The 23,914-nt window shown below is 66.1% G+C and carries 25 protein-coding genes and 1 pseudogene; 16 read left to right on the top strand and 10 right to left on the bottom strand.

The window, feature by feature from the left end; all coding sequences use genetic code 11:
• The first annotated feature begins 36 nt into the window (after positions 1–36).
• From J2X57_RS02590 to J2X57_RS02580, 3 genes are all read left to right on the top strand, one after another.
• Positions 37–1,113 carry a catalase family peroxidase gene (locus tag J2X57_RS02590; protein ID WP_309863455.1) on the top strand — a complete coding sequence of 359 codons (1,077 nt, stop codon included), beginning with the start codon at positions 37–39 and terminating at the stop codon, positions 1,111–1,113.
• Positions 1,113–1,655 carry a cytochrome b/b6 domain-containing protein gene (locus tag J2X57_RS02585; RefSeq protein WP_309863453.1) on the top strand — a complete coding sequence of 181 codons (543 nt, stop codon included), beginning with the start codon at positions 1,113–1,115 and terminating at the stop codon, positions 1,653–1,655. The genes J2X57_RS02590 and J2X57_RS02585 overlap by 1 nt, the downstream gene beginning before the upstream one ends.
• Positions 1,656–1,765: 110 nt before the next feature.
• Complete coding sequence (locus J2X57_RS02580; protein ID WP_309863451.1) at positions 1,766–2,809, top strand: aminopeptidase; 1,044 nt, start codon at positions 1,766–1,768, stop codon at positions 2,807–2,809.
• A gap of 61 nt (positions 2,810–2,870) precedes the next feature.
• Here J2X57_RS02580 and J2X57_RS02575 read toward each other — a convergent pair.
• A pseudogene (locus tag J2X57_RS02575) lies at positions 2,871–3,956 on the bottom strand (alkene reductase).
• A gap of 125 nt (positions 3,957–4,081) precedes the next feature.
• On the opposite strand from J2X57_RS02575, the gene J2X57_RS02570 reads away from it, so the two are divergent.
• Positions 4,082–5,353 carry a dicarboxylate/amino acid:cation symporter gene (locus J2X57_RS02570; protein ID WP_309863448.1) on the top strand — a complete coding sequence of 424 codons (1,272 nt, stop codon included), beginning with the start codon at positions 4,082–4,084 and terminating at the stop codon, positions 5,351–5,353.
• 9 nt (positions 5,354–5,362) lie between these two features.
• Here the strand turns inward: J2X57_RS02570 and J2X57_RS02565 are convergent, their stop codons facing one another.
• Positions 5,363–6,166 carry a cytochrome c gene (locus J2X57_RS02565; protein WP_309863445.1) on the bottom strand — a complete coding sequence of 268 codons (804 nt, stop codon included), beginning with the start codon at positions 6,164–6,166 and terminating at the stop codon, positions 5,363–5,365.
• 81 nt (positions 6,167–6,247) lie between these two features.
• On the opposite strand from J2X57_RS02565, the gene J2X57_RS02560 reads away from it, so the two are divergent.
• Both J2X57_RS02560 and pncB read left to right on the top strand, forming a co-directional pair.
• Positions 6,248–6,631: a thioredoxin family protein gene (locus J2X57_RS02560; RefSeq protein ID WP_309863442.1), complete on the top strand. Its 384-nt coding sequence runs from the start codon at positions 6,248–6,250 to the stop codon at positions 6,629–6,631.
• Entirely contained in the window at positions 6,628–7,830 is a 1,203-nt protein-coding gene (gene pncB, locus J2X57_RS02555) for a nicotinate phosphoribosyltransferase (protein WP_036113594.1), read from the top strand. Before J2X57_RS02560 ends, pncB begins: the two co-directional genes overlap by 4 nt.
• Here the strand turns inward: pncB and J2X57_RS02550 are convergent.
• The 3 genes from J2X57_RS02550 to J2X57_RS02540 all read right to left on the bottom strand — a co-directional run bounded on the left by J2X57_RS02550 (position 7,800) and on the right by J2X57_RS02540 (position 10,355).
• The gene (locus tag J2X57_RS02550; RefSeq protein WP_309863439.1) at positions 7,800–8,609 is read right to left on the bottom strand and encodes a MetQ/NlpA family ABC transporter substrate-binding protein; all 810 of its coding nucleotides are present in this window, start codon (positions 8,607–8,609) and stop codon (positions 7,800–7,802) included. The genes pncB and J2X57_RS02550 overlap by 31 nt on opposite strands.
• A gap of 70 nt (positions 8,610–8,679) precedes the next feature.
• Positions 8,680–9,354 (bottom strand): methionine ABC transporter permease, encoded by a 675-nt coding sequence (locus J2X57_RS02545; protein WP_036113583.1) that lies wholly within the window; start codon positions 9,352–9,354, stop codon positions 8,680–8,682.
• The gene (locus J2X57_RS02540) at positions 9,351–10,355 is read right to left on the bottom strand and encodes a methionine ABC transporter ATP-binding protein (RefSeq protein ID WP_308847114.1); all 1,005 of its coding nucleotides are present in this window, start codon (positions 10,353–10,355) and stop codon (positions 9,351–9,353) included. The genes J2X57_RS02545 and J2X57_RS02540 overlap by 4 nt, the downstream gene beginning before the upstream one ends.
• Positions 10,356–10,464: 109 nt before the next feature.
• On the opposite strand from J2X57_RS02540, the gene J2X57_RS02535 reads away from it, so the two are divergent.
• Positions 10,465–10,947 (top strand): glutathione peroxidase, encoded by a 483-nt coding sequence (locus tag J2X57_RS02535; RefSeq protein WP_036113577.1) that lies wholly within the window; start codon positions 10,465–10,467, stop codon positions 10,945–10,947.
• 81 nt (positions 10,948–11,028) lie between these two features.
• Here J2X57_RS02535 and dacB read toward each other — a convergent pair whose 3' ends face one another.
• Both dacB and J2X57_RS02525 read right to left on the bottom strand, forming a co-directional pair.
• Positions 11,029–12,528 (bottom strand): D-alanyl-D-alanine carboxypeptidase/D-alanyl-D-alanine-endopeptidase, encoded by a 1,500-nt coding sequence (gene dacB / locus J2X57_RS02530; protein WP_309863432.1) that lies wholly within the window; start codon positions 12,526–12,528, stop codon positions 11,029–11,031.
• Positions 12,516–13,301 (bottom strand): enoyl-CoA hydratase/isomerase family protein, encoded by a 786-nt coding sequence (locus tag J2X57_RS02525; RefSeq protein WP_309863429.1) that lies wholly within the window; start codon positions 13,299–13,301, stop codon positions 12,516–12,518. The genes dacB and J2X57_RS02525 overlap by 13 nt, the downstream gene beginning before the upstream one ends.
• A gap of 118 nt (positions 13,302–13,419) precedes the next feature.
• Here J2X57_RS02525 and J2X57_RS02520 point away from each other — a divergent pair, with 118 nt between their 5' ends.
• Genes J2X57_RS02520 through J2X57_RS02510 form a run of 3 tightly spaced genes read left to right on the top strand, consistent with a single transcriptional unit; the run spans position 13,420 to position 15,796 of the window.
• Positions 13,420–13,665 carry a FeoA family protein gene (locus J2X57_RS02520; RefSeq protein ID WP_036113574.1) on the top strand — a complete coding sequence of 82 codons (246 nt, stop codon included), beginning with the start codon at positions 13,420–13,422 and terminating at the stop codon, positions 13,663–13,665.
• Positions 13,662–15,509: a ferrous iron transport protein B gene (gene feoB / locus J2X57_RS02515; protein WP_036113572.1), complete on the top strand. Its 1,848-nt coding sequence runs from the start codon at positions 13,662–13,664 to the stop codon at positions 15,507–15,509. The genes J2X57_RS02520 and feoB overlap by 4 nt, the downstream gene beginning before the upstream one ends.
• Positions 15,506–15,796, top strand: coding sequence for a DUF6587 family protein (locus J2X57_RS02510; RefSeq protein WP_043693748.1), 291 nt, complete (start codon positions 15,506–15,508; stop codon positions 15,794–15,796). Before feoB ends, J2X57_RS02510 begins: the two co-directional genes overlap by 4 nt.
• 31 nt (positions 15,797–15,827) lie before the next feature.
• On the opposite strand, the gene J2X57_RS02505 is transcribed toward J2X57_RS02510, so the two are convergent.
• A complete protein-coding gene (locus tag J2X57_RS02505; protein WP_036113569.1) occupies positions 15,828–17,300 on the bottom strand; it encodes a phospholipase D-like domain-containing protein in 1,473 nt (490 codons plus the stop codon).
• A 133-nt stretch (positions 17,301–17,433) separates the two neighbouring features.
• On the opposite strand from J2X57_RS02505, the gene ispG reads away from it, so the two are divergent.
• Positions 17,434–18,693, top strand: coding sequence for a flavodoxin-dependent (E)-4-hydroxy-3-methylbut-2-enyl-diphosphate synthase (gene ispG / locus J2X57_RS02500; RefSeq protein WP_036113567.1), 1,260 nt, complete (start codon positions 17,434–17,436; stop codon positions 18,691–18,693).
• Positions 18,694–18,758: 65 nt separating this feature from the next.
• The gene (locus J2X57_RS02495) at positions 18,759–19,589 is read left to right on the top strand and encodes an aldo/keto reductase (RefSeq protein ID WP_309863416.1); all 831 of its coding nucleotides are present in this window, start codon (positions 18,759–18,761) and stop codon (positions 19,587–19,589) included.
• Between the two features lie 3 nt (positions 19,590–19,592).
• Here the strand turns inward: J2X57_RS02495 and J2X57_RS02490 are convergent, their stop codons facing one another.
• Positions 19,593–19,958, bottom strand: coding sequence for a peptidase C13 (locus J2X57_RS02490; RefSeq protein ID WP_309863413.1), 366 nt, complete (start codon positions 19,956–19,958; stop codon positions 19,593–19,595).
• 112 nt (positions 19,959–20,070) lie between these two features.
• Between J2X57_RS02490 and J2X57_RS02485 the strand changes: the two genes are divergently transcribed.
• Together J2X57_RS02485 and J2X57_RS02480 are read left to right on the top strand one after the other, a co-directional pair.
• Positions 20,071–20,502 (top strand): hypothetical protein, encoded by a 432-nt coding sequence (locus tag J2X57_RS02485; protein ID WP_309863411.1) that lies wholly within the window; start codon positions 20,071–20,073, stop codon positions 20,500–20,502.
• A gap of 78 nt (positions 20,503–20,580) precedes the next feature.
• Positions 20,581–20,895 carry a cellulose biosynthesis cyclic di-GMP-binding regulatory protein BcsB gene (locus J2X57_RS02480; protein ID WP_036113562.1) on the top strand — a complete coding sequence of 105 codons (315 nt, stop codon included), beginning with the start codon at positions 20,581–20,583 and terminating at the stop codon, positions 20,893–20,895.
• 20 nt (positions 20,896–20,915) lie between these two features.
• Here the strand turns inward: J2X57_RS02480 and J2X57_RS02475 are convergent, their stop codons facing one another.
• Positions 20,916–21,629, bottom strand: coding sequence for a YdcF family protein (locus J2X57_RS02475; protein WP_309863408.1), 714 nt, complete (start codon positions 21,627–21,629; stop codon positions 20,916–20,918).
• 119 nt (positions 21,630–21,748) lie between these two features.
• On the opposite strand from J2X57_RS02475, the gene J2X57_RS02470 reads away from it, so the two are divergent.
• Both J2X57_RS02470 and J2X57_RS02465 read left to right on the top strand, forming a co-directional pair.
• The gene (locus tag J2X57_RS02470; RefSeq protein WP_036113560.1) at positions 21,749–22,372 is read left to right on the top strand and encodes an XrtA/PEP-CTERM system exopolysaccharide export protein; all 624 of its coding nucleotides are present in this window, start codon (positions 21,749–21,751) and stop codon (positions 22,370–22,372) included.
• An 11-nt stretch (positions 22,373–22,383) separates the two neighbouring features.
• Entirely contained in the window at positions 22,384–23,913 is a 1,530-nt protein-coding gene (locus J2X57_RS02465) for an XrtA system polysaccharide chain length determinant (RefSeq protein ID WP_309863403.1), read from the top strand.
• Position 23,914: the final 1 nt, after the last annotated feature.

Genomic DNA, 23,914 nt, shown 5'->3' with positions numbered 1-23,914 from the left:
CTGAGCACGACCACCCTGGAAAACGGAGAAAGACGCATGCAAGACACCGAGAATCGGCGCCCTCCGGCGCACGTCGGTTGGCGCTGGGCCCTGATCGGACTGGCGGTCGCCGGCTCCGCCGTCGCTTTTGGTTACGTTGGCGGCTGGCTGGCACCGGAGCGCCTGTCGCCGAAGAAGATCGTCGATTCCCTCGAGGCCAACGGCGGCGCGCACCCCGGATACCGTCGCAACCATGCCAAGGGCATATGCGTCGGCGGCTATTTCGAGGGCAACGGCGCGCTGCAGAGTTTTTCCCGTTCGGCCGTCTTCGCGAAGGAAAGGACGCCGGTCGTCGGGCGGCTGGCCATTCCCGGCGGAAATCCCTACGCGGCGGACAGCTCGGCGCCCATCCGCAGCTTCGCGCTGCGCTTCGATCTCGCCGATGGCGAGCAATGGCGCACCGGCATGAACGCGATGCCGGTCTTCCCGGTCTCGACCCCACAGGCGTTCTACGACCTTCAGGTCGCCACCCATCCCGATCCGAAGACCGGCAAGCCGGATCCGGCGAAGGCCGGTGCGTTCTTCGGCTCGCACCCGGAGACAGGTGCTTTTCTGGGCTGGGCGAAGACGGCGAAGCCGCCGGCCAGCTACGCCACGGAGACCTACCAGAGCATCAACGCGTTCTACCTGCGCGACCCTGCGGGTGAGCGCCGTGCGGTGCGCTGGAAGATGGTGCCGGAGACGCCGGAGACCGGTGACGGCTCGCCAGCGGCCGGCGACACCGATTACCTTGCCGCCGATCTTTCGAAGCGGCTTGCGGCAGGTCCCCTCCGCTGGCATCTGATCATGACGTTCGCCGGCGACGGTGACGCCATCGACGACGCCGCGAAAGCCTGGCCGGATGACCGTAAATCGGTGGACGCGGGCACGCTGGTGATCGACAGCTGGCAGGATCAGGCGACCGGTCCGTGCCGCGACGTGAATTACGATCCCACGATCCTGCCGAAGGGCATCGAGACATCGAACGATCCGCTGCTGGCGGCACGTTCCGCGGCGTACGCCGATTCATACCTGCGTCGAACCAGCGAAGAAGGTCATCTTCCCGGTGCCGCCCGTCCCAAGGAGGCCAAGTGATGAGCCGCGAACAGACGTTCCACCCCTTCGCACGCGCCTTGCACTGGCTGATGTCGATCATGGTGCTGTCGATGCTTTTCATCGGCGCGGGCATGGTGAGTACCGTGGCCGAAAAGCACGACTGGCTGCTGACGATCCACCGTCCGTTGGGCATCGTGATCTTCGTGCTGGCACTGATCCGGCTTGCCTTCCGACTGACGCATCCCGCCCCACCGCTGCCGGCGGACCTGCCTCTGTGGCAGAAGCTGGCCGCACATGGCTCGCACGTGCTGCTCTACGCCCTCATGATCGCGATGCCGTTGATCGGCTGGGGCATGCTTTCGGCGGGTAACTATCCGGTGACGATGTTCGCTGGCGTGCACCTGCCGAAGATCCTGCCGACCGACCCCGCCTTGTTCGCGTGGTTGCGCGAGTCGCACCGGTATCTGGCCTGGTTGTTCTTCCTGACCTTCCTTGCGCACATGGGTGCGGCGCTCATGCACGGCCTGATTCGCCGCGATGGCGTGCTGCAGAGCATGACCGGGGGCAAGGCCCCCCGCTGACGCGGGCGCGCCCGGCCTGGGTAGGAGCGAGCCCTGCTCGCGATGGGGGCTCGCCGCGACGTGGGTCGCTAGCGGGGCTCGCTCCTGCATCGTTTACGGCAGAATGGGGTATGCGTCTCTCAGTTACTGCCATCGTTCTTCTCACCACACTCACCGGCTGCCGCTCGCTCGGTTACTACGCGCATGTCGCGCACGGTCAGGCGTCCTTGCTCGCCGCGCGACGGCCGATCGCGAACGTGCTGCGCGATCCGAAAACACCGGAGAAAACACGCCACCGCCTGGAACTCGCCAGCGAGGCCCGGCGGTTCGCCTCGGCGAGCCTCGGCTTGCCCGACAATCGCAGCTACACGTATTTCGTCCAGCTCGATCGTCCGTGGGTGGCCTGGAACGTCTTCGCCGCACCGGAACTGTCCGTTGCGCCTGTCACGCATTGTTTTCCGATTGCAGGCTGCGTCGCGTACCGGGGGTACTTCCGCAAGGATCTTGCGGACCGGGAGGCGGCCCGGCTGAAGACGGCGGGGGACGACGTGGCGCTGGGTGAGGTGCCCGCGTATTCCACGCTGGGCTGGTTCGCCGATCCGATCATCAGCAGCATGCTTTACTGGGATGACGATACCCTCGCGGGTACGATCTTCCATGAGCTGGCTCATCAGAAGTTCTACGTGAAGGACGATTCGTCGTTCAACGAATCGTATGCGAGCTTCGTCGAAGAGGAAGGTGTGCGTGAGTGGCACACCGCGCGGGGGCTACCGCCGCCGGACGAGAAGGATGGCGAGCTCGACGGCTCTTTTACGGCCCGTGTTCTTGCGCTGCGCGACCGGCTCGGCTCGATCTATGCGACGCAGGACAGCGACGAGACGAAGCGTGTCGCCAAGGCGGAAGCTTTCGAGGTGTTTCGTGGCGACTATGTCCAGTGGCGGGCGACGGTCGCGGGCGGCGATCGCCGGTATGACCGATGGATGGCGAAGCCGCTCAATAATGCCGCGCTGTTGCCGTTTGGGCTTTATGACACGTGGAAACCATCGTTCGCCGCGCTGTTCGAGCGATGCGGGCGAAAGTGGCCGGTCTTCTTTGCGAGGGTGAAGGAGCTCGGGAAGAAGGCGCCGGCTGAGCGGACGCGTGAACTCGAGGCGTTGAAGTCGTCAGCACGCTGACGCGGGCAGGGTTCGCTCCCGACGACGGAGCCAACCCTGCTCGCGATGGATCGGCGGCGACTTACCCGGCAAACGCCGGATAATCCGTATAACCCTCCGCACCGCCCCCATAGAGCGTCTTCGGGTTCGGCTTGGCCAGCGGGTGCCCTTCACGCAACCGGTCGACCAGGTCCGGGTTGGCGATAAACGGACGTCCGAACGCCACCAGGTCGGCGTGCCCGCTGCGCACCGCATCGACGGCCATGGCACGGTCGTAACCGTTGTTGACCATCCAGGTTCCGCCGTGCCGGACGCGGAAGGCGTCGTAGTCGAACGGAAGGACGTCGCGAGGGCCGCCCGTGGCGCCTTCGATCACATGGGTGTAAGCCAGATGCCGTGTTTTCAGGTCGTCGATCACCGCATTGAACAGCTTCGTCGGCTCGGAGTCAGCGATGTCGTTTGCCGGCGTCGTCGGCGAGATGCGGATGCCCGTACGGCCGCTGCCTGCCACGCCGATGACGGCATCCAGGACGGCGCGGAGGAAACGTAGACGATTGGGGATACTGCCGCCCCAGGCATCGTCGCGACGATTGGTCTTGTCGCGCAGGAACTGATCGATCAGGTAACCATTGGCGGCGTGCACTTCGACGCCGTCGAACCCGGCGTCGAGAGCGAGTTCGGTCGCGCGGCGTTAGTCATTGACGATCAGCGGAATCTCACCGGCCGTGAGCGCTCGCGGCGCGGAGACCTGTTCCATCCCGTGGGCCGTGAAGGTCTTGCCGTCGGCGCGAATCGCCGAAGGTGCGACCGGCGCTTTACCGCCGGGTTGAAGGCTGGTGTGTGAAATGCGGCCGACATGCCACAGCTGAAGGACGATTTTTCCTCCGCGGGCGTGCACGGCGTCGGTAACGCGCTTCCAGCCGCGGACCTGCGCGCTGTTGTAGATACCCGGCGTATCGAGGTAGCCCTGACCCTGCGGTGAAATCTGCGTCGCCTCGGATACGATGAGCCCGGCGGTGCTGCGCTGGGCGTAATATTCGACCGCGAGTGCACGCGGCACGCGATCCGGACCCGATCGGTCGCGGGTCAACGGCGCCATGACGATACGGTTGGCGAGTTCGATGTCGCCAGCACGAAAGGGCTGGAAAAGCACGTTCTGGTCGGTCATGTATGCTCCTTCGAGGTATATCAACCCCTCAGCGTTCGCGAGAGGAAACACAGCGTTCGGCATTGGCCGTCCAGACGGCTACACCGCGTTGTATCGTGATTCATTGCCCTTGCCTGGCACGTCTCATGTCCTTGTTCACATCGTGGTTCCGCGTCCGCTTCTGGAAGCGGGTAGCGGCGGGTTTCGTCCTCGGCGCGCTGGCCGGCTGGCTCATCGGGCCCGACGCGGCGACGTGGTTCGGCCCGTTCGGCACGCTCTATGTCACGCTGATCAAGATGATCGCCGTGCCTCTGGTGTTCTTCGCCGTACTACACAGCGTGTCGAGCCTGCACGGCGTGAAGGATGTCGCTGCATTGGGTGGACGCACGTTCGCGTGGTTCGCCGCGACGGCGAGTCTGGCGGTGTTCGTGGGATTGCTCGTTGCGCATGTCCTGCGGCCGGGACTCGGTGTCGAGGGTCTGACGACGCCGACCGGCTGGCATCCGAAGGACGTGCCCGAGCCGGTGAAGGTGCTGCTCGACATCGTGCCTGCGAACCCGTTCAGGGCCCTGAGCGAAGGGAAAATTCTGCAGGTCATCTTCTTCGCCGGGCTGCTTGGCCTTGCGCTCGTGAAGATCGGCGAGAAGTCGGCCCGGTTGCGGGCCCTGGCAGGCGAGGCGAACGACGCGATGATTCAGGTCACGCGCTTCGTGCTCGAGGTGACGCCGATCGGCACTTTCGGTCTTATCGCCGCGCTGGTGGGAAGTTATGGGTTCGAGAAGCTGCTGCCCCTGGCGACCTTCGTCGGCGCGCTGTATCTCGCCTGCGCGCTGCAGATCGTCTTCGTCTACGGTGGCCTGTTGCTGACGCACGGCCTCAATCCGGTGAAATTTTTCCGTGCCGCATTTCCGGCGATGCAGGTGGCCTTCACCTCGTCGTCGAGCTTCGCCGCCATGCCCATCGCGCTGCGTAGCGTGGTGCGCAACATGGGCGTGAAGGAGGAATACGCCGCGTTTGCGGTGCCGCTGGGCGCGAGCATCAAGATGGATGGGTGCGGAGCGATCTACCCGGCGATCTCGGCGGTTTTCATCGCGCAGTATTTCCATCTCGACCTGCAGCCCGCGCAGTACGTGGTGATCCTGCTGGCCTCGGTGCTGGGTTCATTTGGCACGGCGGGGGTGCCAGGTACGGCGACGGTCATGGTGACGCTGGTGCTGAGTTCGGCCGGCTTGCCACTGGAGGGTATCGGCTACCTGGTCGCCATCGATCGCATTCTGGACATGATGCGTACGATGACCAACGTGACCGGGCAGATGGTGGTGCCGGTGCTCGTGGCCCGGGAGCGCGGGATTCTAGATCTCGAGGTTTATCACCGGGCGTCGAGCGAGTTGATCGTGGAGGGTAAGCCGGTGGCGTGACGCCGTCGCTCAGGGCGCGGCCTTTCTCCCCGCCATATGCTTCAGATACGCCACCAGATCGTCCAGGTCGGCATCCGAGAGTGCATTGCGGTCGAACCCCGGCATCTTCGCCTGCGGCCAGTGACGCAGGTCCTGCGGGTTGCGGACGAGTACGCGGAACATGTCGTCGCGCAGGTATTCGGTCGGGCTGTGCGGGATATTCAGATCCGGCCCGAGTTTCGCGTCGCCCTGGCCGTTGAGCGTGTGGCAGGTGATGCAGTCGCGCTGGAACACCGCGAACCCTCGCATCACCGGATCGCTGCTGGCAAGGCCGGGCGCCGGGCGCATCTTCGGGAACCGGGACGCCGGGTCCGCCAGCACGCGGATGGTCGCCACCTGATAGGGCCACTGCTCGGAGCCGACGTGGCCCGCCTCCGGATGCAGCCAGACCAGGTAGAACGGGCCAGCGCCTGGCTTGTCGGGGCCCAGCTTCGGCCAGGGCGCGTCGGCAGGCTCGATCGCCAGCCAGGCCTCGGCGCGGGCCTGCAGCGCCAGCGCCGCGGGAATCTCGGCCGCGAAGCCGTCCAGGGCGACGAACTGAAGATGCGCCGCGGGATCCACCCCGCCCAGCAGGGCCTTCAGCGGTATGGCCCGATAATGCATGGTCGCGTGGTACGACACGTCGCCAGGCACGTCGATGGCGCGCACGTCGGGCCGGCCCAGAAGCTGCTCCGTGGTGATCCGCTGAGGCCCCTTGCCCGTATCCAGGGTCAGCGTGGCCGCCTGAGTGAGCGAGGCGGTGAGGAGCAGGGCGAGACCGATGAAAGCGCGCACGGGGAATCCTTGGCGGTTGTACCCTCGGATTATCCCCTCATCGTCCCCACCTCGGGGGATCGACCCGATCACGGATTCACCATGGCCGACACCACCGTTCCCCGCTTCTTCGAACAGTTCCCGATGCAGAAGGTGGTCGATACCGCCCTCGACGCCGAGCTGGCGAAGGACGACAACCGCATCGCGATCCTGTTCCTGTGGGGGCGCGATTGTCCCAACTGCGACATCGCCAAGCGACAGATGCTGCTTACGCCCGAAAGCTTCAGCTGGCCGCAGGTGCGCTGGCTGCACGACAACGTCTATGACGATCCGGCGATGGCCACGCGTTTCGGGCTGCATGGCATCCCGGCGTTCTTCCTCTTCCATCGCGGCCGCAAGCTGGGACGGATTACGTCGTGGCCCGGTACGGAAGCCTTCGTGGACGCGGTCGACAAGCAGATCGGGCTGACCGGGGCGAGCGCATGATCATCACCTCGCTGCTGGACACCGACCTCTACAAGTTCACGATGATGCAGGTGGTGCTGCATCAGTACCCGGCGGCTCAGGTGGAATATCGCTTTCGCTGCCGCACGCCGGGCGTCGATCTGGTCCCGCTGATCGGTCGTATCCGCGAGGAACTCGACGGCCTGTGCGCGCTGCGATTCACCGACGCGGAACTGGATTATCTGCGAGGTCTGCGCTTCATCGAGAGCGACTTCGTCGACTTCCTGGGTCTCTTCCACCTCAACGCCAAGTATGTGTCGATCGCGCCCTCGGCGGAGGCCCATGGCGAGATCGATATCGTGATCGAGGGCCCGTGGCTGCACACGATCATGTTCGAGGTGCCGCTGCTGGCGATCGTGAACGAGCTGTACTACCGTGCGACACAGCCGGACATCGATCTGACGGAGGGCAGGGCGCGCCTGGAGGCGAAGATCGCGCTGCTGCGCGACACCCCGGGCTTCGAGCGCGTACGCATCGCCGACTACGGCACCCGTCGTCGGTTCTCGCAGGCATGGCATGACGAGATGCTGGCGACGCTCGCCAGGGGGCTGGGTCCGCAACTGGCGGGTACGAGCAATGTGTGGCTGGCGATGCGGCAGGGTCTGGTACCCATCGGCAGCATGGCGCACGAATACCTGCAGGCGTTTCAGTCGCTGGGACCGCGTCTGCGCGACTCGCAGACCGCCGCGCTCGAGGCGTGGGCCCGCGAATACCGTGGCGATCTCGGCATCGCGCTATCCGACGTCTACGGACTGGAGGCGTTCCTGCGTGACTTCGACATGTATTTCTGCAAGCTGTTCGACGGTGCGCGCCACGACTCCGGGGACCCCTTCGTATGGGGCGACCGCGTACTGGCTCATTACGTGGCGAACCGTGTGGACCCGCGGACCAAGACGCTCGTCTTCAGCGACAGCCTGGACATTCCGCGTGTGATGGACCTCTACCGTCATTTCGACGGTCGCTGTCTGCTGTCGTTCGGCGTCGGCACCAACCTCACGAACGACGTGGGGCCGGCGCCGATCAACATCGTCATCAAGATGACCCGATGCAACGGTCAGCCCGTAGCGAAGATTTCAGACTCACCGGGCAAGAACATGAGCGACGATCTGGAGTACGTCGCTTACCTGCGCAAGGTGTTCGATATGCCGGTTCAGAACGCCGGCAGCACGGCGCCGCCGTAGTTCTTCTCGATGAAGGCCTTCACCTCGGGCGAGGTGAGGGCCGCGGCGAGCTTCTGCACGCGCGGATCGTCCTTGTTGTCGGCACGGCTGACCAGGAAGTTCACGTACGGCGAGTTCTTGTCCTCGATCAGCAGCGCGTCCTTGACCGGGTTGAGCTTGGCCGCCAGCGCGTAGTTGGTGTTGATCAGGGCGAGGTCGACCTGGTCGAGCACGCGCGGCAGCATGGCCGCCTCCAGCTCGCGGAATTTCAGGTGCTTCGGGTTCTCGACCACGTCTTTCAGCGTGGCGAGGCGATCGTCGGGATTCTTCAGCTTGACCAGGCCGTGCCCGGCCAGAAGCAGCAGCGCGCGGCTGTTGTTGCTCGGGTCATTGGGGATGACGACATCGGCGCCGTCCGGCAGCTGGTCGATCGAGGTGAACTTCTTCGAGTACGCGCCGAAAGGTTCGATATGCACGCCCACCACCTTGACCAGGTCGGTACCGCGCTCTTTATTGAAAGCGTCGAGATACGGCTCGGTCTGGAAGAAGTTGGCGTCGATCTGCTTCTGCGCGACCTGCATGTTCGGCTGGACGTAATCGGTGAACACCTTGATCTCGATGTTCACACCCTGCCGGGCCAGCAGGGGCTTGATCTCCTTGAGGATCTCCGCATGCGGCACGGGTGTGGCCGCGATGGTGAGCGTCGCCGAAGGATCCGCCTTGCCGCCGTCCGCGCTGCCTGAACAGCCCGCGACGAAAACGGCGAGGGCGGCGGTAAGAGGCAGCAGGTACTTCTTCATGGTGGACGTCCGTGGCGGATGGTGCGGTGCGCCAGCATAGACGTCCATACCGCCGTATGCAAAGAATGACTCAGCGGCGGGTATAGCGAAGCACCAGGCGGTCGCCCAGCGACTGCAGAATCTGCACCAGCACCACGAGCAGGGCCACCGTGACCAGCATGTAGTCGGGTTTGTAGCCGTTATAGCCGTACTGATAGGCCAGGGCGCCCAGGCCACCCGCGCCCACGATACCGCCCATTGCGGTATAGCCGACCAGGGCCACGGCGGTGACCGTCGTCGCGGCGATCAGCCCCGGGCGTGCCTCGGGCAGAAGTACGCGCGTGACGATCTGGATCGTCGTGGCGCCCATGGCCTGGCTGGCTTCGATAACGCCGCGCTCCACTTCGCGCAGCGCGGTTTCCACGAGACGGGCGAAGAACGGTGCGGCGCCGATCACCAGCGGCACGATGGCGCCGCGGATGCCGATGCTGACGCCCGTGATCGCCTGAGTCAGCGGGATCAGCAGGATCATCAGGATGATGAAGGGGATCGAGCGCAGGACATTCACCACCAGCGACAGCGCCGAGTACAGTTTTGGCCGGGCGTGGAGCTGGCCGCGGGCGCTCAGGAACAGCCAGATACCCAGTGGCAGCCCCAGCACCAGCGTGAACAGCAGGGAGCCGCCCAGCATCAGCAGGGTGTCGACGCAGGCCTGGCCGATTTCCGGCCAGTCGATGTTGGGAAACAGGGTCTGCATGGGGCTCATCGGGCCACCTCCTCGATGTCGACGCCCGCGGCGCGGATCTGCGCCAGCGCGTCCTCCAGACGTTCGCCGTTCATGGCCAGGGTGAGCTGGCCGTAAGGTGTGTCCTTGATCCGGTCGACGCGGCCGGAGAGCAGGTTGTATTCGATGCCGTTATCGCGCACCACGCGAGAGAGCAGGGGCGAGTAGGTCGCGTCGCCACGGAACGAAAGGCGGAACAGGCGCCCGTCGACACCCGGGAATTCCGGGCCACGGCCTTCACGATGGTCGGCTTCCGCGACGAAGCGTCGTGTGGTGGGATGCTGCGGATGCAGGAAGACATCGGCGACGTCGCCGACTTCCACGACGCGTCCCGCATCGAGCACCGCGACGCGGTCGCACACGCGACGGATCACATCCATCTCGTGTGTGATCAGTACGACGGTCAGGTTGAGGCGACGGTTGATATCGGCCAGCAGTTCCAGCACGGATGCCGTGGTCTGCGGGTCGAGCGCGCTGGTCGCTTCGTCGCAAAGCAGGATCGATGGCTTGCTGGCCAGCGCGCGCGCGATGCCTACGCGCTGCTTCTGGCCACCGGAAAGCTGCGCGGGGAATTTCCGCGCATGTGCGGTGAGACCCACCAGCGAAAGCAGTTCGTCGACGCGTGCGGCGATCTCGGCGTCGCTCATGCCACCGTGCAGGCGCAGCGGGAACGCGACGTTGTCCGCCACCGTCCGCGACGACAGCAGGTTGAAGTGCTGGAAGATCATGCCGATGCCCGCGCGAAGCCGACGCAGGTTGGCACCCTCGGCGTGCGTGACGTCACGGTCCTCGATGAAGACCTGGCCGGCGGTGGGCCGTTCGAGCAGGTTGATCAGGCGCAGCATGGTGGATTTGCCGGCGCCGGAATGACCGATGATGCCGAACACCTCGCCGCGCTCGATGGTGAGATCGACGGGCTCGAGCGCGGGGACGAGCGCTCCCTCGACACGATAGGACTTGGAAGCGGCGGCAAAACGGATCACGGGGCGTCAGGCTCCAGCCGGAAAGACGTCCATGGTAGCCCAAGCCAGCCCATGGCCGGAGCGGCGGGCGTAGACTTGGCGGGTCCATTCCCTTTCAAGGAAAGCCCGCATGACCAGCATCTATGATTTTTCGGCCCGCGATATCGACGGCAACGAGCGGTCGCTGGCGGAGTTCAAAGGCAAGGCCTTGCTGGTCGTCAACGTGGCTTCGAAGTGCGGCTTCACGCCGCAGTACAAAGGCCTGGAGTCCCTGCAGAAGGAATATGCCGCGCGCGGCTTCGAGGTCCTGGGTTTTCCGTGCGATCAGTTCGGTCATCAGGAGCCCGGCGACGAAGCCGAGATCCGCAACTTCTGCTCGCTCACCTATGACGTCAGCTTTCCGATGTTCGCCAAGGTCGAAGTCAACGGTGAGCATGCGCATCCGCTGTATCGGTGGCTGAAGGCGGAGAAAAAGGGCTTGCTGGGTACCGAAGGCATCAAGTGGAACTTCACCAAGTTCCTGGTGGATCGCGAGGGGCAGGTGGTCGAGCGCTACGCGCCGACCGACACACCGGAGAAGATCGGGAAGGATCTGCCCAACGTGCTGGGCTGAGGCGGCCGGTCGACGGGCGTCGCTGACGGCATTCGCTTTCACCGGTCCGCGGCGCACGGTGCGAGTCGGTTCCCAAGCCGGTCAAAGATGACCCTCGGCCTCCGCCAGCATCACCGCAACCGCATCGACCTCGGACGAGACCGGAGGCACCGTCTCCGCGCTATGCGGCGGTGCCCGGTAGTTGTTGAGCATGATGGCGAACGCCAGCCGTTCGCCGCTGCGGGTCGTCACGTAGCCGGCCAGCGTGTTGACAAAGCTCATGCTGCCGGTCTTCGCCTGTACGTTGGCTTCGGCCGCCGTCCCGCGCATGCGGTTGACGAGCGTGCCGTCGACCCCTGCGACGGGCAGCAGATCGCGCCATGCGGCGGCCTGCGGAGATCTGTCCATGAAGGTCAGGAGTCGCACCAGCGAAGCGGGCGTGGTCAGGTCGTGGCGGGAGAGACCGGTGCCTTCGTCGAGCGTGGTGGAGGACGGGCCTATGGCTTTGGTGGATAGCCAGTGGGTGAGGGCTTCAGCGGCGAGGTCTTCTTTGGGGACTGTGGCAAGGTTGTTTCGCCAGCAGGGCTGGCTCCTACCTGAGCCGGGGCCATCGGGCGAGTTGGCGGAGGAAGTCTGAGCGCTACAGGCTTCCGCAGTTTCCAGCCCGGTGAGCAGGAAGACGCTCTGCAGGTAGAGGTTCTGCGAACGTTTCAGGCCTGTGCGAAGGATGTCGCCGAGGGTCGGCGACGGGACGCTTGCGATGGTTTCGCCCGTGGGTGCGGCGACCGGCCAGTGGACGCTTCGTGCTTCGCCATCGACACGGATGCCTTGCCTGATCAGCGCGGCCTGCAGGCGCCGCGCCGCGCTGAGCGCCGGGTCGGGCAGGGACAGGCGGATGCGCTTCGTGGCGCCGCCCTCGGCGACGCCGCCGAGCACATGAACGGTCGACGAGCCTGGCGCCCGGTAAAGCTCCACGCCATCCCTTGGCTGGGCCGCGACGGTGACGGCCGCGTCGGCGGGTGCGACGTCCACACCGCTTTGCGACAGGGCGACCGTCATCGTGTTCTCGTCGACGTCCAGCCCACCCGCCGCCGCGCCGTACGCCGCCTGAAGGTCGGATGCTTCCCAGCCCGATCCGATCGCGGGCCCCGAGAAAACGGTGTCGTCGCCGATCACCGCGCCATCGACGCGGCGGATCCCGCGTTCGCCGATCCGGGCCGCCAGTTGCTCGGCCCATTCGTCGCCGGACAGGGTCGGGTCGCCCCGACCGCGCAGGACGAGTGAGCCATGCAGGCGCCCGCGTGCGATCGAGCCTGCGGCGAGGACATCGGTATGCGTGCGGTAGTCCGGGCCAAGGCGATCCAGAGCGAACGCCGCCGTGTAGAGCTTGGCCGTCGACGCGGGCAGCAGCAGGCGCCCTTCGTCGTGCGCGTAGACGGTATGCCCGTCCTCCAGCGAGACCACCGCGATGCCCCACGATGCCGCGGCGAAGCGTGGCTGGGCGATATGGGCGTCGATCCGCTCGGTGAGGCTTTCCGCCGCGATGCAGGGGGCGGCGGCCAGCAGGATGGTCGCGATGCCGTAACGGATCAGCGCAACCAAGACGGAGATGCCTTATCGAGGAAGGCGGACAGCCCGTCCTGCCCCTCGGCGGAAACGCGCAGTTTCGCAATGAGTGCCGCGTTGACCGCGTCGGTTTTCTCCATAGCTTCCGGCGACTGACCGCCCATGCTCAGGGCGAGGCTTTTCGCCTCACGCTGCGCGGCGGGGCCACCCTTGCTCAGCAAGCCGACAAGCCGGTCCACCGCGCCGTCGAGGTCGTTGCCAGGGACGACTTCATGCACCAGCCCGTGCGCCAGCGCGGCGGCGCTGTCGAAGATCTCGCCGGTCAGAAACAGACGACGCGACTGGCGCAGGCCGATCGCCGCGACGACATACGGCGAGATCACCGCGGGGACGAGGCCGAGCTTCACCTCGGACAGCGCGAAGCGTGCGCCGTCGACCGCCACGGCGATGTCGCAGCAGGCGATCAGGCCCACGCCGCCGCCGAACGCCGCGCCGTTGATCCGCGCGATGGTCGGCTTCGAAAGAAATTGCAGTCGGCGCATGAGCGTCGCCAGCCGCAGCGAGTCGGCGAGATTGTCCGCCTCGCTGGCCGTCGCCATGCCGCGCATCCAGTGGAGGTCGGCACCCGCGGAGAAGCTCGCTCCGGCGCCGGTCAGCACGACGGCACGCACGCTGTCGTCGCGGTCGAGCTCGTCGATCGCGGCGGTCAGGTCCGCGATCAGACCGTCGTCGAAGGCGTTATGCACCTCGGGCCGGTTCATGACGAGCCGGGCGGTGCTGCCTTCGCGGGTGAGTTCGACAGCTGACATGGGCGTTCTCCGGGGACTGAGGCGCAAGATCATAAACGCCTGAGTCCCGATCCTGCGCATTGTGCAGCCTTCGCGCTAAAGGCATACAATGCGAACAGTTCTTATTTGAGTAATCCCAGTGCGCCTCTCCGACGCGCCGAAAGGTGCCAAAGCCGTGGTCCAGTCCGTCACCGATGCCCATCCCGCCGACCCCATCGCCCAGCGCCTGCGCGACCTGGGCTTCGTGTCCGGTGAGCCGGTGCGCCTCGTGGCGCGGGGCCCTCTCGGCGGAGACCCGCTGTTGATCCAGATCGGTTCGACCCGTTTCGCCTTGCGCCGTACCGAGGCCGAGCGCGTGATGATCGCCGTGGACGGTGCCGCATGAGCGCTTCCACAATGCGCATCGCCCTCGTGGGCAACCCCAACTGCGGCAAGACGGCGCTGTTCAACCAGCTCACCGGCGGTCGGCAGAAGGTCGCCAACTACGCCGGCGTGACCGTCGAGCGCAAAGAGGGGCGCTTCCTCGCACCGTCCGGTCGCACGCTGCATATCCTCGATCTGCCCGGCACGTACAGCTTCGATGCGACCAGCCCCGACGAGGCGATCACGCGCGACGTCTGCTATGGCCGTTATCCCGGTGAAGCGCCGCCGGATCTGATCGTCTGCGTGGCCGATGCCACCAACCTGCGCCTGCACCTGCGTTTCGTGCTCGAAGTGCGCCGTCTGGGTCGGCCCGTGGTGCTCGCACTCAACATGATGGACGCGGCGCGCCGTCGCGGCATGGTCATCGACGTGGACGCGCTGTCACGTCGGCTCGGCGTGCCCGTGGTCGAAACGGTCGCGATCAGGCGTGGTGGCGCACAGGCCCTGATCCAGCGCATCGATACCTCGGTGCCGGCGATCGAGCCGGCCGACATCGACAACGCCGGGATCGAGCAACTGCATGCCGAAGTGCGGTCCATTCTCGCCGACACGGTCACGTTGCCGCGGGATACCGCCGCCGTCGACGACGCGATCGATCGCTGGGTGCTGCACCCGGTATTCGGTCTGCTGATTCTCGCCGGCCTGATGTTCATGATCTTCCAGGCGGTGTTCTCCTGGGCGCAGCCGGTCATGGATGGCATCCAGGCGGGCATCGCCGCGCTGGGCACGGCGGTCACGGGTTTCCTCCCCGGGGACAGCGCATTGCACAGCCTGCTCAACGACGGTCTGTTCGCGGGTCTGGGCGCGGTGCTCGTGTTCCTGCCGCAGATCCTGATCCTGTTTCTCTTCATCCTCGTGCTGGAAGAATCGGGTTATCTGCCGCGCGCGGCCTTCCTTCTCGACCGCATGATGTTCCGCGTCGGCCTGACGGGCAGGGCGTTCATTCCGCTGCTGTCGAGCTTCGCCTGCGCGATTCCCGGCATCATGGCCACGCGCAGTATTCAGGATCCGCGCGATCGCCTGACCACGATCCTCGTCGCGCCGCTGATGACCTGCTCGGCCCGCCTCCCGGTGTATACGCTGCTGATCGCCGCGTTCATCCCCGACCGGACGGTGTGGGGCATCTTCAACCTGCAGGGCGTGGTGCTTTTCACGCTGTACTTCGCGGGTATCTTCAGCGCCTTGCTGGTCGCCTTCGTGATCAAGCGCCTGCGCAAGGATCGCAGCGAGCACGCGCTGATCATGGAGTTGCCGTCCTACCGCCTGCCCAACGTGCGAGACATCGGCCTGGGTCTGTGGGAGCGCGCGCTGATCTTCCTCAAGCGCGTCGGCGGCATCATCCTCGCGCTCACCGTGTTGCTGTGGTTCCTCTCCAGTTTCCCCGGACCGCCGGAAGGAGCCACGGGGCCCGCCATCGATTACAGCCTGGCCGGCCGCCTCGGCAGGCTGCTCGAATACGTGTTCGCACCGATCGGCTTCAACTGGCAGATCTGCATCGCGCTGGTGCCCGGCCTTGCCGCGCGCGAAGTGGCGGTGGCGGCACTCGGCACGGTGTATGCCATGTCGGGAAGCGACGATGCGGTCGCCTCGCAGCTCGGGCCCGTGATCGCGCACTCGTGGTCGCTGGCCACGGCGTTGTCGTTGCTCGCGTGGTACGTGTTCGCGCCGCAGTGCATGTCGACGCTGGCGGTCATCCGCCGCGAAACCAATTCCTGGCGCAACGTGGCGGTGGCCGCGGGCTATCTGTTCGGCCTGGCATATCTCGCTTCGCTCGCCACTTACCAGATCGCGAGGGCGCTTTCATGAGCACGTTCGAACTGTTTCAGGGCTTCGTTATCGGCGTGGCTGTCGCGGTCGCGGCGTATGTGGCGTTCCGGAAGCTGCTGCCGAAGACGTCGACGCGGGTGCTGGCGCGGGTGTCGGCATGGCTCAATCGCGACGGCAGGCCGGTGATGGTCCGGTCGCTGGGAAAGCGTGTGCAACCTGCCGCGGCGACCGGAAGTTGCGGGGACGGGTGCGGGTCGTGTGGGAGCTGTGGGCCTGTGGCGCCGAAGAGTGCGGCGCAGCCGCTGGAGTTCCGGCCGCGCGGCTGATCGCCTTGCCATGAGCGTCGACGATGGCTGGTCAATCTTCGTGCGGCGCTTCCGTGGCGGCCTTCGCCACGCGCTTGCGGCGCAGTGTCCACCAGCTCACTGAAAGATTGACGGTAAACCATGCGCCGATCAGAGCCAGCGGCCATGCGATCACCGCGGGCCAGAGGATGGCGACGAGGGTCAGCACCGCTGCCGCGATGAAGCCTGCCAGCAACGGCCCGGTTTCGGTATCGCCCAGCACGCGATGCTGCGAGATGGCCGCGCCCACGGTATTGGCGATGCGCAGGGCCCCCGCGGCGGCGCGGCTCGAACTTCCGCCACCGTGACGCGGCCTGGGCGGGTGCGGGGCACGGCTGCGGACGCGCTCGTTTCCGGAGCGGCGGCGCCTGGGATGCAGCAGGATCTCGGTCGCGTTCTCCAGGTCCTTCTCGTACTGCGCCTCCAGTTGCGTCGCGAAGCCGACGTCCTCGATAGCCACGTCGATCTCGCGGTTGCTCAGCCAGCTGGCGATGTTGAGATTGGATGAGCCCACGCGTGCCCAGCGGCCATCGGCCACGGCCGTCTTGGCGTGCAGCATCGTGCCGTTCCATTCGAAGACGCGGATGCCCGCCTTCAGCAGGGGGCGGTAGCCCGACCGCGACATCCCGGCGACCATGGGAATGTCGCTGGTGCCGGGCACGAGCAGCCTGACGTCGACACCGTCGCGAGCGGCGGCGGAGAGGGCCTGCACATAGGGCGCCACGCCGACGAAATAGGCGTCGGTGAGCCACAGCGTCTTCGTCGCCATCGCCGCGACCATCTGATCGAGGCGATACATGCCGGCCGTGCTGGGCTGGGTCGCGATGACGCGCAAGGACACCTCGCCGGCGTGGGTTGCGCCGGCGACAGGCGACAGCCGGGGGTCGTCGGGTAGCGGTTCGCCGGCTTCACGCCAGCTGTCCGCGAAGGCCTGTTCGATCTCGGCGACGGCGGGACCGCGCAGGGCGACGCCGGTGTCGCGCCACGGCGGCACGTCGTTGGCGGGGTCGCCCAGCCATTTTTCGCTGAGACAGACGCCGGACAGGAAGCCGACTTCGCCGTCGACCACCAGAACCTTGCGATGGTCGCGGCTGATCCAGCCGAACGAGCTGCCCAGCTGTGGCGGGTTATAGATCCGTACCTGTCCGCCGGCTTCACGCAGGGCCGCCCAGAACGACGAGCGTGACTGGCCGAGACAGCCGCCCCAGTCGCCGATCACCGCGACGAAGACGCCGGCCTTCGCGCGTTCGACCAGCGCGTCGCGGAAAGCCTGGCCGATCCGGTCGTCGCGGATGATGTAGTTCTCGAGGAAGACATGGCGCTTCGCGTTGGCGATGGCCTTGAGCCAGGCGTCGAAGTGGGCCTGGGCATCGATCAGCAGCTCGACGGCGTTCCCCCCGATGAGGGGGGCGCCGGCGCTGCGGCTGAGGGCCTGTTCGGCGAAGAGGCGGCTCGAGAAGCCGTGGGTGCGGTGACGTGCGTTCATGGGGGGCGAGTTTATCGGGCCGGAGGATGAGCAGGGGGTGAGGCGGGTCGAATCGCCGACCGGGCAGGGCGCCCCGCCTGATTGCCGCAGCCAGTCGGATTCCAGTCACACCATTGCGCTAAAATGCCCCGCTATGACCGAAGACCTTCTCAGCCGCCCGCGTCCCGCGGAAGCCGGCGCCCGCCGTCCCAGCACCGGTGTTTCCGTCGATCGTATCCGGGTCGGCGGCGGCGCGCCCATCGTCGTCCAGTCGATGACCAACACGGACACCGAGGATGCCGTGTCCACGACCAGGCAGGTCGCGGAACTGGCCCGTGCCGGCTCCGAAATGGTCCGGATCACCGTGAACACGCCGGCCGCGGCCGCGGCCGTGCCGCGGATTCGCGAACGGCTGGACATGATGGGCGTGTCGGTCCCGCTGATCGGCGACTTCCATTACAACGGTCACCAGCTGCTCGAAGGCGAGCCGGCCTGCGCCGAGGCCCTGGCCAAGTACCGTATCAATCCGGGCAACGTCGGCTTCGGCAAGAAGAAGGACGCCCAGTTCGCTTCGATCATCCAGATGGCGATCCGCTACGACAAGCCGGTCCGCATCGGCGCCAACTGGGGTTCGCTCGACCAGAGCATGGTCGCGGCGCTGATGGACGAGAACGCCGGCCGCGCCGATCCCTGGGACGCCGGCCATGTCGCCCGTGAGGCGCTGATCCGCTCCGCGCTGGATTCCGCCGCCCGCGCCGAGGACCTCGGCCTGTCCCGCGACCGCATCATCCTGTCGTGCAAGGTCTCCGGCGTGCAGGAGCTGATCGCCGTCTATCGCGATCTCGCCCGCCGCGGCGATTACGCCCTGCACCTGGGCCTGACCGAGGCCGGCATGGGCTCGAAGGGGATCACCGCGTCCAGCGCCGCGCTGGGCGTGCTCCTGCAGGAAGGCATCGGCGACACCATCCGTATCTCGCTGACGCCCGAACCGGGCCAGTCGCGTACCGCCGAAGTCATCGTCGCGCAGGAACTCCTGCAGACCATGGGCCTGCGCGCGTTCACGCCGCTGGTCACCGCGTGTCCGGGTTGCGGCCGGACCACGAGCGAATTTTTCCAGGAACTGGCGAAGACCGTGCAGGCACATGTGCGCGAGCAGATGCCCGTGTGGCGCGTGAAGTACGACGGCGTCGAAAACCTCACCCTCGCCGTGATGGGTTGCATCGTCAACGGTCCCGGCGAATCCAAGCACGCCAATATCGGTATTTCGCTGCCAGGTAACGGCGAAGCTCCGTCCGCGCCGGTGTTCATCGACGGTGAAAAGGCCATGACCCTGCGCGGCGAACACATCGCCGACGAGTTCGTGGCCATCCTCGACAACTACGTCGAAACGCACTACGCCAGCCGCGGCGACTGACCCGTCACGCGTTGAATGCGGGGCCGCCGTCATGATATCGGGCGGTTCCCTGCAGGAGATGACGCATGACCTCTACCGTTCCGGTCCTCGACCTCAACGACGGCAACAAGGCACCGCAGCTGGGCTTCGGTGTCTTCCAGATTCCCGACGGCGAGACCGCCGACGCCGTATCCGCCGCGCTGGCGGCCGGTTATCGCTCGATCGATACCGCAGCCATCTATAAGAACGAAGCCGGCGTACGCCAGGGCATCGAACGCTCCGGCGTCGCCCGCGGCGATATCTTCCTGACCACCAAGCTCTGGAACTCGGAGCAGGGCTTCGATGCCACGCTCAAGGCCTTCGATGCGAGCATCGCGAAGCTCGGCACCGACTACGTCGACATGTATCTGATCCACTGGCCGACGCCGAAGCACGATCGCTACGTCGATACCTGGAAGGCGTTCATCCGTCTGCGCGAAGAAGGCCGCATCCGCTCGATCGGCGTGTCCAATTTCCAGCCCGCGCATCTGGAGCGCATCGTGAAGGAAACCGGTGTGGCGCCGGTGGTTAACCAGATCGAACTGCATCCGGATTTCGCGCAGAGCGATGTCGTCGCGGCGAACGCGAAGCACAACGTCATCACCGAGGCGTGGAGCCCGCTGGGTCAGGGCGGCGACTTGCTGAAGAACGAGACCCTCGTCTCGATCGGCAAGACGCACGGCAAGTCACCGGCCCAGGTCGTGCTGCGCTGGCACGTGCAGCTCGGCCATATGGTGATTCCGAAGTCGGCGACGCCGGAGCGCATCAAGTCGAACATCGACGTGTTCGACTTCGAACTGTCGGCCGATGAAATGAAGGCCATCGCCGCGCTCGATGCAGGTAAGCGCATGGGCCCGGATCCCGACGAACTGAACTGAGCTTCAGTCCATCGTGACGTCGATCTCCAGCGGATAGGGGGTCGGCGTCTTCGGCGGTTTTGGCAGGGTCCAGGTGGCGAACTGCCCGGCAAAGCAGGTCGCCACCGTCGACTTCGGCCGTACGTCGACATCGCTGCTGCGCCCGTCCGCGGCCACGCGGGCCACCAGGGTGAAGGGGCGGCGGTCGGCCGCCGGCATATTGCTGGCGATGCAGCCCTTCAGCGCGTCCGTCGCGGGATTGCCGATGCTGTCCCACAGTCTGCCCTGCCAGACTTTCCCCTCGGCGTTGTTTTCGAGCATCTTCGCGGTGTGGACACGCGCGTCGAAGGCGTTGTCGGTGGCCAGGGCGAGGGCAAGGGCAAGCAGCATTCCAGGTCTCCGAAGCAGGATCGTGGAAGCCTAACAGGGACGCGCGGGCTTCACACCGGAGGGGTTAGCGTGGGTCTGTCACGCGCCGCTGTTGGCGCATCGAGGAAACGCCATGCGTCCGCGTCCCATGTTCCTGCTATCCCTGGCCTTCGCCGCCACGGCCGCCATGGCACAGACGGCCACGAATTCGCCGTCGGCGCCGGCAGGAAACCCGGCCAGCGCGCCCGCTCCCAAGCCGGTCACGGCACCCGCTTCGTCGCCGGCTCCACTGGTCGGTTCACCCGGGATGCTGCATCAGGCCAATCCCGCGGCCGCCCCCGTTCCGCCCCGCTCGGAAGCGGGTGCGACGGAGCGCGGCCTGAACACCACCGGGGCTGCCGGCGCTGCCGCCAGCACGGATGGCGCGGCGACAGGCGTAACCCAGCGGGTTCAGCGTGCGAATGCCCACGGCGTCGATGCGCTGGGACATACGCTGGATGCGCACGGCAAGCCGGTTGGTCAGGCAGCCGTCCCGATGCCAGCTCCCGCGACCACGGTTCGTTGATCCGGCGAGGTCGCATGGACTTGCGCCGGTGCGTTACCATCCGGTGAATGCCGACCCATGCGAGGTATGCGAGTGAGGATGAAGCAGGCGATCGTCGTGGCCGTCCTCGCCTTGGGGGTCGCCGGCTGTGCGGGCATGGCGTCGAAGGTCGCCCGGCTTGACGTGGGAATGCCCCGCGACGAGGTGCTGGATCGACTCGGCCCGGCCGACTCCGATCGCACGATCATCGGCTACGAGGTGATGAGCTGGCTGGACCGCCGTCCCGGCCGCTTCTCCTTCTCCCATAAGGACTACACCGTTGTGCTGAAGGACGGAAAGGTCACCCAGTTCGGCCCGGGGCTCGTTCGTCGTGACAGCAAGACGTCACTGCAGATCGAGACAGGCGACCGCTGAGAGCGCCGGACCGTTACGGGCTATATCCATTGGCGGCGTTCGTAGATCCATAAGGCCACATACTCGTGCAGAGCACGAGCAGTCAGGGTGAGCGCACCGCGCGTTGGTATCCATGGTGGCGCCGCGGCCAGCATGGCATGACGATCGTCGGCGGCCACAGGCGTCACCTCGATACCCTCATGCCGGAAGCATCCGGCCGCCCGCCGCATGTGAACCGCCGAGGTCACCAGCAGTACATGGTGCAGGCCTTCCGCCTCGAGGATGGCGGCCGAGTTGCGCGCGTTCTCGTGCGTGTTCCGGCTGGTCGCTTCGATGCGAAGATCGCCATCCGGCATGCCCGAGTGTCCGAAGCCCTGCGCGAGGTCCATCGCCTGATCGCTGCCCGACACCAGCACCAGCGGTGCCCATCCGGCTCGCCATAACGACAGCCCCATGCCTGCCCGGGTCGTCGTGTGTGACCAGTCCCCGACCGGAAGCTTGCCGCCGCCAAGCACGACGATCGCATCGGCGTGCCGCGGCGTCTCCGGCGCACCGGCGACAAGCCCATCGCGCAGACGCAACGCCAGCGCCGGTGTCGCGGCCAGCCAGATCCATATCAGCGCGATCGCCGCGAGTGCGCACGCCGCACGCGGACGCCGACACAGCACGAACGCCGTCGAACACAGAGCCAGCAGCAACGCTTGCACGGCGGGATGGAGGAGGCGTGCGGCGATATCCATGTTGGACGCGATCATGGCGTAAAACGCCGCGGATCACCCGTCGGTCGAATGGCATAGGCGGGCTGTTGAATGGACGCGGCCCCCGGTTGAAATGACGATACGGACCGAGCGAAGTCACAGGGGTAGGTGTCCGTATGAAGCGTTGGAATCGCGTCGCCGCCGTCGCAGCCACTCTCTGGCTGACGGCCTGCGCCACCGGGGGAAGCAACCTTCCACCACCGAAGATGGACGCGGCCAGCCCGGTCGTCGCGTCCTATCTGATCGGCGTGGACGACCAGTTGCAGATCACCGTCTGGCATAACCCGGACCTGAGCGTCAGCGTGCCGGTCCGTCCCGACGGCAAGATCACCGTGCCGCTGGTCGGCGACATCGCCGCCGGTGGGCGTACGACCGATCAGGTCGGTGCGGAAATTCAGCAGAAGCTGGTGCAGTACATCCGCGATCCTCAGGTCGCCGTGATCCTCACCGCGTTGCGCAGCCATGAGTACCTGTCCCGTGTGCGGGTGACGGGCGCCGTGCGCAGCCCGATCTCCATGCCGTACCGGCAGGGCATGACCGTGCTGGACGCGGTGCTTGCCGCCGGCGGAACCACCGAATTCGCGGCGCCCGATCGCACCGAGCTCTATCGGCACAACGAGGCCGGTGCCACCCAGGCATACGCCGTGCGGCTGGAAAAGATCCTGCAGCAGGGCGATCTGGCCAACAACTACCCGGTACAGCCCGGCGACGTGATCACCGTGCCGCAACGCGCCTTTTAAGGGGTACATCGATGAGCGGGGAACTCGTTCCTTTCGCGGGCATGCTGCCCGCACTGATCGGCGAGGCGCGCAGACGGCGCGTCGCGATGGGCGTCACCTTCGCGGTGATCGCGCTGGCCGCGCTGGGTATCGGAGCGGTATGGCCGAAAAAGTACGAAGCATCCACGACCATCCTCGCGCAGGACGCGAGCATCATCACGCCGCTGATGGAAGGCGCGGCTTCGGCGACGGCGAACAAGAATCGCGCCGGCATGGCACGCGACGTGATCTTCAGCCGCCGCGTGCTCGATGAGGTGTTGCGGACCGGCGGGTGGCTGGCCTCTTCACCGTCCCCGATCGAGCGCGACAAGCTCATCGAGAGCATCAAGGCACGCACGAAGATCGTCAACAATCGCGAGAATCTGATCACCATCAGCTACTTCGACTCCGACCCGCGACGTGCCTTCGAGGTGACCCGTGCCTTCGGTCAGCTGTTCATCAGCGAGAGCCTGCTCTCCAAGCAGCGGGAAAGCCGCGACGCCTACGAGTTCATCAACAGTCAGGTCGAGGCCTATCGCGGCAAGCTCACCGACGCCGAGGACAAGCTGAAGGCGTATCGCGATGCCAATGCCGATGCGCGTCCCGGTAGCGATATCGACACCAATTCCCGCATCAGTGCCCTGCGTACGCAGATCGAGAACAACCGCATGGACGCGATGCAGAAGCAGTCCCAGGCCGCGGCGCTGAATGCGCAACTCAGCGGCGAGTCCGAGGTCAACGCCGTGCAGACCGTCGGCGGCATCTACCAGGCCCAGCTGGCCGAGATGCAGTCGCAGCTCGACAAGCTCCTGCTCACCTATACGGACTCCTACCCGGACGTCGTCCGCCTGCGTCACCAGATCGAGGATGTGCGGACGCAGATGCAGAGTGCCGACGCAAGCCGTGCGGTGGGTGGCGGCACGGTCGACCGGATGGTCACCATGAATCCGGTCAACCAGCAGATGCGCGTGCAGCTGGCGACGATCCGCAGCGATGCCGCCGCCGCGTCGGCCCGGGTGAGCGCGAGCGAGTCGATGCTTCAGTCCGAGCTGGAGCGCAGCAAGCGCATCGCCAACTCGGAAAACGTGACCGCCGAGCTAACGCGCGATTACACGGTCAATCGCGACGTCTACCAGGATCTGCTCAAGCGGCGCGAGAACGCGCGCGTCTCCATGAATCTCGACGCCGAGCAGCGCGGACTGACCTTTCAGGTGCAGGATCCGGCCGTGTTGCCACTGGTGCCGTCGGGCCTGCGTTTCATGCACTTCGGTCTGGCGGGTGTCGCGTTGTCGCTGGCGGTTCCGTTCGGTCTGCTGTTCGCGGTGGCGCGTTTCGATCCCCGCGTGCGTTCGGTCGGCCAGCTCGAACGGGCCACGGGCTTTCCCGTGCTGGCCACCATTCCGTTCTATCCCACGCCGCGCGACCGCCGCCGTGAGCACCTGCAGAACATGCTGCTGGTGCTCATCGTCACCGGCGTCGGTGCCGTCTACCTGCTGCTGTTCTGGTTGAGGATGAAGGGCTGAC

The organism is Luteibacter sp. 1214 (assembly GCF_031455395.1).
GTDB lineage: Bacteria > Pseudomonadota > Gammaproteobacteria > Xanthomonadales > Rhodanobacteraceae > Luteibacter > Luteibacter mycovicinus.
This window is presented reverse-complemented; position numbering and strand designations above follow the sequence as displayed.

Excerpts from the sequence above, each read along its gene's own strand:
- J2X57_RS02535 (WP_036113577.1), top strand. The coding sequence starts at position 10,465 with ATGACCAGCATCTATGATTTTTCGGCCCGCGATATCGACGGCAACGAG.
- J2X57_RS02550 (WP_309863439.1), bottom strand. The coding sequence starts at position 8,609 with ATGAAGAAGTACCTGCTGCCTCTTACCGCCGCCCTCGCCGTTTTCGTC.
- ispG (WP_036113567.1), top strand. The coding sequence starts at position 17,434 with ATGACCGAAGACCTTCTCAGCCGCCCGCGTCCCGCGGAAGCCGGCGCC.
- J2X57_RS02545 (WP_036113583.1), bottom strand. The coding sequence starts at position 9,354 with ATGAGCCCCATGCAGACCCTGTTTCCCAACATCGACTGGCCGGAAATC.
- J2X57_RS02495 (WP_309863416.1), top strand. The coding sequence starts at position 18,759 with ATGACCTCTACCGTTCCGGTCCTCGACCTCAACGACGGCAACAAGGCA.
- J2X57_RS02580 (WP_309863451.1), top strand. The coding sequence starts at position 1,766 with ATGCGTCTCTCAGTTACTGCCATCGTTCTTCTCACCACACTCACCGGC.
- J2X57_RS02505 (WP_036113569.1), bottom strand. The coding sequence starts at position 17,300 with ATGAACGCACGTCACCGCACCCACGGCTTCTCGAGCCGCCTCTTCGCC.
- J2X57_RS02570 (WP_309863448.1), top strand. The coding sequence starts at position 4,082 with ATGTCCTTGTTCACATCGTGGTTCCGCGTCCGCTTCTGGAAGCGGGTA.
- J2X57_RS02590 (WP_309863455.1), top strand. The coding sequence starts at position 37 with ATGCAAGACACCGAGAATCGGCGCCCTCCGGCGCACGTCGGTTGGCGC.
- J2X57_RS02510 (WP_043693748.1), top strand. The coding sequence starts at position 15,506 with ATGAGCACGTTCGAACTGTTTCAGGGCTTCGTTATCGGCGTGGCTGTC.
- J2X57_RS02475 (WP_309863408.1), bottom strand. The coding sequence starts at position 21,629 with ATGATCGCGTCCAACATGGATATCGCCGCACGCCTCCTCCATCCCGCC.
- J2X57_RS02470 (WP_036113560.1), top strand. The coding sequence starts at position 21,749 with ATGAAGCGTTGGAATCGCGTCGCCGCCGTCGCAGCCACTCTCTGGCTG.
- feoB (WP_036113572.1), top strand. The coding sequence starts at position 13,662 with ATGAGCGCTTCCACAATGCGCATCGCCCTCGTGGGCAACCCCAACTGC.
- J2X57_RS02465 (WP_309863403.1), top strand. The coding sequence starts at position 22,384 with ATGAGCGGGGAACTCGTTCCTTTCGCGGGCATGCTGCCCGCACTGATC.
- J2X57_RS02485 (WP_309863411.1), top strand. The coding sequence starts at position 20,071 with ATGCGTCCGCGTCCCATGTTCCTGCTATCCCTGGCCTTCGCCGCCACG.
- J2X57_RS02480 (WP_036113562.1), top strand. The coding sequence starts at position 20,581 with ATGAAGCAGGCGATCGTCGTGGCCGTCCTCGCCTTGGGGGTCGCCGGC.
- J2X57_RS02585 (WP_309863453.1), top strand. The coding sequence starts at position 1,113 with ATGAGCCGCGAACAGACGTTCCACCCCTTCGCACGCGCCTTGCACTGG.
- pncB (WP_036113594.1), top strand. The coding sequence starts at position 6,628 with ATGATCATCACCTCGCTGCTGGACACCGACCTCTACAAGTTCACGATG.
- J2X57_RS02490 (WP_309863413.1), bottom strand. The coding sequence starts at position 19,958 with ATGCTGCTTGCCCTTGCCCTCGCCCTGGCCACCGACAACGCCTTCGAC.
- J2X57_RS02525 (WP_309863429.1), bottom strand. The coding sequence starts at position 13,301 with ATGTCAGCTGTCGAACTCACCCGCGAAGGCAGCACCGCCCGGCTCGTC.
- J2X57_RS02560 (WP_309863442.1), top strand. The coding sequence starts at position 6,248 with ATGGCCGACACCACCGTTCCCCGCTTCTTCGAACAGTTCCCGATGCAG.